Here is an 8,211-nt window from a genome sequence, read left to right as displayed (position 1 = left end):
CGACTGCCGCCGCGCGCTCCTCCCCACCGCCTCGCCGCCCGCGGGCGTCTGCCCGCACCCGCACCGCAGTGGCACACGTAGCCGCCGCGCGCCGCCGCCCCCCCTCCGGCGGCCCCGCCCCCCCCCCCTTGGTCAGACGAGGGCGCTTTTGCCCCCCGGCCCGCCCACGCGGCCTAGGACCGCGTGGTCGTACGGTGCGAACAACGGCCCGCCGATTCACGAGGCGAGTGGCTGCGGGACCGCCGAAGGCGGGGCGGCGTCACGCTGACGTTCCGTCACCTTCCGCTGGGCGCCTGCGGGAACCCGGCCTGCGGCGCCAGCCGGCGGGCTTCTGCCGCCCACCCGGCCAGGAAGGCCAGTGTCATGCCGCGCTCGCGGTAACGGAGTTCGGCAGGCACCGTTCGCCCGCCGCCATAGTCCAGCTGCTCCTCACCGGCCCGTGCCAGCAGCAGGGCGGTGATCCAGTCGTACTTCACTGCCGACGCGCACACCCCCAGCCGTACGAGCCGCTCGTCGCCCCGCCAGCCGCTCTCCCGCAGGCCGTGCAGATAGGCGTCGTAAGCCGTTGCCGCGTAGGCGGGCAGGTGAGCGGCGGGAAGAAACAGGTCGAAAACGGTGTCGGGGAGGTAGTTGCCGAGATCCTCGCCCAGCGCGCCGTCGCCCGCGAAGGCCCAGTCGAAGGCGACGCAGGCCGCGGTGCGCCCGCCGTCCGTGCGGACGTTCGCGGGCCACAGGTCGAGATGGCTGAAGGCGCGTGGCAGGTTCTCCATGACGTGAAGGAACCATTCCCGGTCGTGGTGGAGGCGGACCATGGCGGTGCGCAGGCCGGGTGGGAAGTGGTCGCGGACCAGGGGGTGCCGCCATGCCTCGTCGTCGTCGAGGAGTTCCTGCCCGAGGGTGTTGCTCGCGACGTACTGGCGCAGGAAACGCCGGGTCAGCCACGCTCGGTCCGTCGCGCCGAACGCTCCCTGGGCCGCGCCGAGCCTGCGGGCCTGTCGGACATGCCGCCCGACCGTCCAGGAGGTGGCGGACTCGCCCGGGATGTCCTCGAGCCACAACGCCACGTCGCCGTCGGGCCGTTCGACGCAGGCCAGCAGCCTGGGAGCGCGGATGCCGTACGGCTGCCAGGCCTGCGCCAAGCCGGACTCGTAGACGTGGGCCTCGCGCCGCCAGTGGTTCCAGTGCCGTGGGTCGTCCAAGGCGGCCCAGCGGCCTTCGGCCGTCTTCCTGCGGGTCAGCAGCTTCAGCACCGCCGACCGGTCGCCGGCTCGGACCCGCCACACGCCGGCGGTAACCCCGTTCTTCGGGTTGTGCACCAGGGGTTCGACGGCGGTCCGGCGGCCGGCGCCTGCGCCGAGGACTTCGCGGGCCTCGGCGTCCAGGGAGACAGTGTCGGTCACGCACCCAGACTAGTCACCTCGGTCGGCGTGGTAGGCGCGGTGGGCTCCGCCGGCTCCCGGCGCCCGCGCAGCCACACGTACACCGGGATGCCCGCGAAGAGGAACAGCACGCCCTGGTAGACGGCCGCGTAACCGGCTCCCGCAATCAGCCAGAAAGAGAATCCGAAGGAGAGGGCGGCGACGATGAGGTCGCGGACCAGGCCTGCAGGACGGACGCGTTCGCGTGTACCGCGAGCCAGCCAGTACAGCTGCGCGGCGGCGGACAGCAGGTACGGGACGCAGCCGGTGAACGTGGTGATCAGGACCAGCACACGGAAGGTGGTGTCGGGGCCCGCGGTGAAGTTGAGGCCGATGAGCACCGTACCGAGGACGGCCACGGCCCACACGCCGAAACCGGGCACGCCGCCCTTGCCGACGCGGGCAAACGGTTGCGGAAACAGCCCGTCGCGAGCGGCGGCGTAAGGCATCTGCGCGGCCAGCAGGATCCAGCCGTTGAGGCAGCCGAGGATGGAGGCGACGGCGACCAGAGAGATGGCGGTGCCGCCCCAGGTACCGCCGGTGATCGCGTTCACGGCGTCGGCGAAGGGTGCCCCGGACTCGACGAGCCGGTCGTGCGGGACCAGGCCGAAGACGGCGACCGTGCCCAGCAGGTAGACCAACGCGGATGCCAGTGTGCCAAGGACGCTCGCCCGGCCTACCGTGCGCTTGGGATCGTCGACCTCGCCCGCGCTGACGGCGGCCGACTCCACGCCGAGGAAGCTGTAGAGCAGCAGCGCGGCGGAGGCGGCGAGCGCGCCGGGAACACTGTTTCCGGAAGCGTTGAACGGCCCGAAGTTGTCGGTGTCGATGAAGAACAGACCGACCGTGGCGACCAGCAGCAGCGGAACGAACTTCAAGGCGGTGGAGACGATCTGGACCGCGCCCACCCAGCGGGTGCCGGCGAAGTTGGCGGCGGTCGGCAGCCACAGCGCGGCCAGGGCGACGACCGCTTCGAGGGTGTGATTGCCGTGCAGCGGTATCAGCACGTCGACGTAACCGACGACGGCGACGGCCAGCGCGGCGATGCTGACCCAGCACATCGTCCAGTACGACCAGGCGGACAGAAAACCGGCGAAGGGGCCGAACGCGTCGCGCGGGTAGACGTACAGGCCGCCGGTGACCGGACTGCGGCGGGCGAGCTTGCCGAAGAGGAGCGCGAGGAGCAGCGCGGCCACGGAGAGGACGACGAAGGCGAGCAGGCTGACCGTGCCGTAGGGGGCGACCGCCGCGGGCAGCGCGAAGATGCCGCCGCCGATGATGTTGCCCATGACGAGAGCCGTGGCGGCGGTGAGGCCGAATCTGCGGCGGCGGGGGGTGGGGGCCGGGCCGGCGTCGATGGCCTCGGTGGTGCTGGGGGCAGTCATGGGGATCCGTACGGTGCGGTGCGGGCGGGAGGATCGTGATCGTAGCCCGGCGTCCCACATGATGGGCGTTCTGTTCATGAAGTGGACACAGGCGACTCGGCCGTGACCGCTTCGACTAGCGTCGGTGCATGAGCAGCGACACCTCCTCCCCGCACGGCACCTCCCCGCAGAGCGCCTCCGGCGATGGTTTCCCGGCGCACGGTTCCGCCTCGCAGCGCCCGTCCCTCGCCGAGGCGCTCACCGCCGGGGCCGTGGTCCTCGACGGCGGCATGTCCAACCAGCTGGAGTCCGCCGGACACGATCTGAGCGACGAGCTGTGGTCGGCGCGACTGCTCGCCGAGCGGCCCGAGGCGATCACCGAGGCGCACCTCGCCTACTTCGAGGCGGGCGCGAACGTGGCGATCACCTCCAGCTACCAGGCCACCTTCGAGGGCTTCGCCAAGCGCGGGATCGACCGCGGGGAAGCGGCCCGGCTGCTCGCCCTGAGCGTAGAACTGGCCCAGGAGGCCGCCCGCCAGGCCGGGGACAAGGGCGTACGGCAACCGTTGTGGGTAGCGGCTTCGGTGGGTCCGTACGGGGCGATGCTCGCGGACGGCTCCGAGTACCGCGGCCGTTACGGGCTGACGGTAAACGCGCTGGAGCGGTTTCACCGGCCTCGCCTGGAGGCGCTGGCAGCCGCCGGGCCGGACGTACTGGCGCTGGAGACGGTGCCGGACGCCGAGGAGGCCGAGGCGCTGCTGCGGGCGGTCCGCGGGCTGGGTGTACCGGCCTGGCTGTCGTACAGCATCGCGGGCGAGCGCACCCGGGCGGGGCAGCCGCTTGAGGAGGCCTTCGCGCCGGCGGCCGAGGCCGACGAGGTGATCGCGGTCGGCGTGAACTGCTGCGCGCCGGAGGATGTCGAGGGTGCCGTGGCGACCGCGGCGCGGGTGACCGGGAAGCCGGTCGTCGTGTATCCCAACAGCGGTGAGGCCTGGGACGCCGAGGCCCGCGCCTGGAACGGCCGCTCCACGTTCGCTCCCGAACAGGTCCTCGCCTGGCGGGATTCGGGCGCCCGGCTGGTCGGCGGCTGCTGCCGGGTGGGCCCCGACGCGGTCGCGTCGATCGCCCGGACACTGTCGGCGAACTGACCGGCGGGAGTTTGCCGGCCGGTGACCGCCTGGCCGGAGGAGGTCTGCGGTCCGAACGTGGAGGGTTCTGCCGTCGCACGGCTTCCGCCCTCCACGGCCGTCGCTGCTAGCCTCCGCTCGGGAAACCGGTTGCCACCGGGTTTCCGAGGGGAGGGGCGGGGATGACGAGGAAGAGCGGCGACGCAGCGCGCAGCACCATCCGGGACGTGGCGGCCCGGGCGGGCGTGTCCGCCGCGACGGTGTCGCGGGTGCTCGGCGGGATGTACCCGGTGAGCGCCGAGACCCGGAGCCGGGTGCTGGGGGCGGTGCGTGAGCTGGACTACGTCGCGGACGCGCGGGCCAAGGCGGTCGCGGGGGCCGGCACACCGACGCTGGCGTTCGTACTGGAGGACATCACGGGGCCGTCGTTCGCGCACATGGCGCACGGCGTGGAGCGTGAGGCGGCGCGCCACGGCCATCTGTGCCTGGTCTGCGGCACGGAGGGCGACGTGCGGCAGGAGTTGGACTTCGTGGAGATGATGCGGTCCCAGCGGGCCGCCGCCGTGCTCCTGGTCGGCGGCGCCGCCGACACCCCGGAGTATCGCGAACGCACCCGCCGTATCGCCGACTCGCTGGCCTCGGCCGGTTCGCGGCTGGTGCTGTGCGGCCGCCCGCCGCTGGGTCCGGGTGCGCCGGTGACTGTCGTGGAGTACGACAACGAGGGCGGTGCCCACGCCCTGGTCTCGTACGTCCTCGCGCAGGGCCACCGACGCGTGCTGTTCCTCGGCGGGAAACCGGACCACACCACGGCGCTGGGCCGCGAACGCGGTTACCTCGCGGCCCATCGGGCGCGTGGTCTGGAACCGGACCCGGCGCTCGTCCTGAACGGCGATTTCACCCGCGACTCCGGTCACCGACTGCTGCGGCAGGCTCTCGACCAGGGACTGGAGTTCACGGCCGTGGCCGCTGCGACCGACATGGTGGCGGCGGGCGCGCTGACGGCGCTCCACGAGGCTGGACTGGACGTTCCGGGCGATGTTTCGCTGGCCGGTTACGACGACATTCCGTTCGCCCGCGACCTGTACCCGGCTCTGACCACCGTGCACGTCCCTTATGAGGAACTGGGCCGACTCGCCGTCCGCACGGTACTGAGCCGGGCACCGGGCGCGGCGGCCGAGCACCTGTTGCTCGGGACCCACGTGGTGGTGCGGGACTCGGTGGGTGCCGTCGGAAGGGGATCGCGGCGCGGACGCTGAGCGATGGACGGTCAGTCCCGGCTGACTCCCCCGGCGCGGCGCAGGCGCCGGACCACCGCGCGCAGTTCGGTGCCGCGCAGGGGCCGGACGGGCAGGGTGCCCGGCGCCGCGGGCGGCGCGAGCACCTCGGACTCCCCGGCGTCCTCGATGCCCTCCCCGGCGCGGTGCGTGTCAGCCGACCAGAGTGCGAGTTCACGATCCCGCAGACCGTATTCCGTATGGGAAATACTGTCGACCTCGCCGAAGACCCGCACGGGATGCGTCGCGTCCCACGGCTCCCAGCCGGGATCGCCCGTCCTGGCGAACCGTACCCATGCGCCGTGCATCGCGTCGGCCAGATTCTGCGGGGCACCGTCCCCAGCGAGTTTCGCAGAGTCGGGCAGGTCCCCGGTGTCGAAGACGAAGCCCAGCTCAAGGGCATGACAGGCACCGAGGCCCGGCCGCAGTGACGGCCAGGCGAACTCGTACACGTACGAGGAGCCGGGCCGAGTCTCCGCCAGCCGCTGGAGCGGCAGCCGCAGCAGGTGATCGGTGACCATCTGGCCGACCGTCTCGGCGGTGCCCGCCCCGGGACGTAGAGCCCGGTAGCCGCGCGGCACCTCGGAGCCGCAGCGACAGCGGGCCATGGCACCCGCCAGGGCGACGGCCCCGAGGCGGTCCACGCGCTCCAGCAGGCCGCCCGGCACAAGCCACAACCGGTACTCGTCGCGGGTCCAGCCGAGCAGCAGCTCGGTGTCGCGTGCGGCGTGGCCGTCGACGAGAGCCTCGAGCGGGTGACGCGGAACGAGGTCGCCGTCGATGACGATCCCGAAGGCGGGCCCGCCCAGCACCGGACTGCTGAGTCTGCCGATCTCGGCCTGTGTCCGCAGCAGCAGGTCACGGTCGACGGCGGCGAACGCCTCGGCGGTGGCCGGGATCTTCAGCCGGTTCGCCATCCGGCGGACCACGCGCCGCACCTTGTCCCGCTCGAAGGCCTCCGGCGGCCCGCTCTGGAGCACTGCCCGCCGGAACAGGCCCTGGGCCTGCGGGGCGGCGATCAGGGCGCCGACGCTGATGGCACCGGCGGACTGACCGGCCAGGGTCACCTGTGAGGGGTCGCCGCCGAAGGCCTCGACCGAGTCGTGCACCCAGCGCAACGCCGCCAGTTGGTCGCGCAAACCCGCGTTCGCGGGAACACCCGGAAACACGCCGTAACCCTCCACGCCCAGTCGGTAATTGACCGAGACGAACACGACACCGTCGCGTGCGAAGTGCCGTCCGTCGTACACGGGCACTGCCGAGGAACCCCTGGTCAGCGCCCCACCGTGGAACCACACCACGACCGGCAGCCGCGCGCCCGGACCCGGCTCGGGCGTCCAGACGTTCAGGTTGAGACAGTCGTCACCCAGGACGACCGGATCGGACAGGTACTGGGCGAAGGCCTCGGAGTACGGCGGTTTCGGCGCCGTGGGCCCGAAGGCGCCCGCGTCGCGCACACCGTCCCAGGCCTCGGGCGGCACAGGGGGCCTGAAGCGGCGCGGCCCGAACGGCGGAGCCGCGTACGGGACCCCCCGGAAAACCGCGACACCGTTTTCGTTTCGGCCTCGCACAGCCCCGTACGGAGTCATGGCCACAGGATCCCGCCAAGGCTTGGTCCCGGGGTTCGCCTGGCCTGCCGTCATCTGCCCACCAGCCCTTCGCCGCACTCGTGCACCGATAACACCAGAGCACCACAGCGGTGCACGGTATTCCGGTGCACAAGTCTCACGCAGGGCTATTTGGCGTACATGAGCGTGCCGAAACCGAGCTGGTCGTATCCGCCGCTGGTGGAGCCGTAGTCTCCCCCGCCGCCCTCGGGGGCGACCGAGAAACACATCTGCGCGATGTACTTGTCGTCCAGGCCCAGACGGCGGTTGTAGTGGTAGTGCAGCATCGCCCAGACGGGGCGGACCTGGCCGCGGGACGCGGTGGAGATGACGGTGTGCGACTGCTGGGCGCAGTTCTGGCCGCTGCCCCAGGTGTAGGTGGTGAACGGCACGTCGCTACCCCGGTTGTACTTGGCGACGTACTGCGCCGCCTTCATGAACCGCCGCCCGTCGTAGGAGTAGAGGTCGTCGCCCTGGTTCCAGGCCATCTCGCAGATCGCGCCGAGCTGGCCCATGCCCATGACGGTGTGGCCCTGGTCCCGGCCGGACTCCTGGTACTGGCCGAGGGCGTAGCCGTCCGCGTCGGTGTGGAGGTGGGGCACCGCGTGGGCCATCGAGCCGTTACCCGCACCGGACTTGAGGTACCTGACGGCCTGGTCGTACTTGGCGGCGTCCTCGGTGAGGATGCCGATCGCCATGACGGACGCGATCGCGCACAGGTCCCAGTTCGCCCAGTAGTTGGTGACGCACGCGTCGTTGTGGACGGTGAGGAACTGGTTGTTGAGCGGGTAGAAAACGCTCACCATCATTTTCTGGAAGGCCGCCAGGTCGAACGCGGCATGGCCCCGCATGAGTTCGGCGACGTTGGCGAACTGCCAGCCGTAGATGCCGGCGGCCAGGAAGCGGTCTGCGTTGCCGGTGACCGTGGTGAGCGTCGACGCCCAGGAGTTCAGGATGTTCGCGGCGCAGTGTGCGTGCGCCTCGCTTCCGGTGACCTGCCAGCGCAGGGCGTTCTGGTAGGCGGCGGCGATGTCGTTGTAGAGGAGGCCGTAGTTCTCGCCCGTGCCGCCGCGGACGACGGTGGCCTGGGGGCGCGGTGTCCAGGTCGACTGGGCGTGGGCGTTGGCCGTCAGCCGGTTCCAGCCTGACAGCCAGGGGTCGTCCCCGGCGGCGACCCTGACCCTGGCACGGTTGATGTCACCCCGGTTGTGGAGCATGCCGGGGTGCGTGAAGGCCGTCGGGGCCGCGTCCGCCGCGCCGGCGCCCAGGGCGAGCGCTGCGGTGAGCCCGCCCGCCGTCTTCAACAGACCGCGGCGGCTCACATGGGCTCGGGAATCCGGGGACGAAGGGTCTGAGGCGACTGTCTGCGGCGACGGGTGGTGCGGGAAAGCGGGTTGGGGGGATGTGCAACTCATGGGGTG

At 71.8% G+C, this 8,211-nt stretch carries 6 protein-coding genes; 2 read left to right on the top strand and 4 right to left on the bottom strand.

Annotation, left to right across the window (positions count from 1 at the left end):
- Nucleotides 1-275: 275 nt before the first annotated feature.
- Entirely contained in the window at nucleotides 276-1,400 is a 1,125-nt protein-coding gene (locus tag P1P75_RS37035; RefSeq protein ID WP_319263717.1) for a phosphotransferase, read from the bottom strand.
- The gene (locus P1P75_RS37030; RefSeq protein ID WP_319263715.1) at nucleotides 1,397-2,803 is read right to left on the bottom strand and encodes an amino acid permease; all 1,407 of its coding nucleotides are present in this window, start codon (nucleotides 2,801-2,803) and stop codon (nucleotides 1,397-1,399) included. Before P1P75_RS37030 ends, P1P75_RS37035 begins: the two co-directional genes overlap by 4 nt.
- Before the next feature lie 128 nt (nucleotides 2,804-2,931).
- Between P1P75_RS37030 and mmuM the strand changes: the two genes are divergently transcribed.
- Both mmuM and P1P75_RS37020 read left to right on the top strand, forming a co-directional pair.
- Complete coding sequence (mmuM, locus tag P1P75_RS37025) at nucleotides 2,932-3,930, top strand: homocysteine S-methyltransferase (RefSeq protein WP_319263714.1); 999 nt, start codon at nucleotides 2,932-2,934, stop codon at nucleotides 3,928-3,930.
- Nucleotides 3,931-4,091: 161 nt separating this feature from the next.
- Nucleotides 4,092-5,165 carry a LacI family DNA-binding transcriptional regulator gene (locus P1P75_RS37020; RefSeq protein ID WP_319263713.1) on the top strand — a complete coding sequence of 358 codons (1,074 nt, stop codon included), beginning with the start codon at nucleotides 4,092-4,094 and terminating at the stop codon, nucleotides 5,163-5,165.
- 11 nt (nucleotides 5,166-5,176) lie between these two features.
- Here the strand turns inward: P1P75_RS37020 and P1P75_RS37015 are convergent, their stop codons facing one another.
- Nucleotides 5,177-6,826 carry a carboxylesterase family protein gene (locus P1P75_RS37015; RefSeq protein WP_319263712.1) on the bottom strand — a complete coding sequence of 550 codons (1,650 nt, stop codon included), beginning with the start codon at nucleotides 6,824-6,826 and terminating at the stop codon, nucleotides 5,177-5,179.
- A 92-nt stretch (nucleotides 6,827-6,918) separates the two neighbouring features.
- A complete protein-coding gene (locus P1P75_RS37010; protein WP_319263710.1) occupies nucleotides 6,919-8,112 on the bottom strand; it encodes an alginate lyase family protein in 1,194 nt (397 codons plus the stop codon).
- Between the last annotated feature and the right edge of the window lie 99 nt (nucleotides 8,113-8,211).

Source organism: Streptomyces sp. ID05-39B (genome assembly GCF_033794725.1).
Taxonomy (GTDB): domain Bacteria; phylum Actinomycetota; class Actinomycetes; order Streptomycetales; family Streptomycetaceae; genus Streptomyces; species Streptomyces bobili.
This window is presented reverse-complemented; position numbering and strand designations above follow the sequence as displayed.

What these genes read in the sequence shown, in the direction of transcription:
- P1P75_RS37030 (WP_319263715.1), bottom strand. Translation starts at nt 2,803, where the DNA reads ATGACTGCCCCCAGCACCACCGAGGCCATCGACGCCGGCCCGGCCCCC.
- P1P75_RS37020 (WP_319263713.1), top strand. Translation starts at nt 4,092, where the DNA reads ATGACGAGGAAGAGCGGCGACGCAGCGCGCAGCACCATCCGGGACGTG.
- mmuM (WP_319263714.1), top strand. Translation starts at nt 2,932, where the DNA reads ATGAGCAGCGACACCTCCTCCCCGCACGGCACCTCCCCGCAGAGCGCC.
- P1P75_RS37015 (WP_319263712.1), bottom strand. Translation starts at nt 6,826, where the DNA reads ATGACGGCAGGCCAGGCGAACCCCGGGACCAAGCCTTGGCGGGATCCT.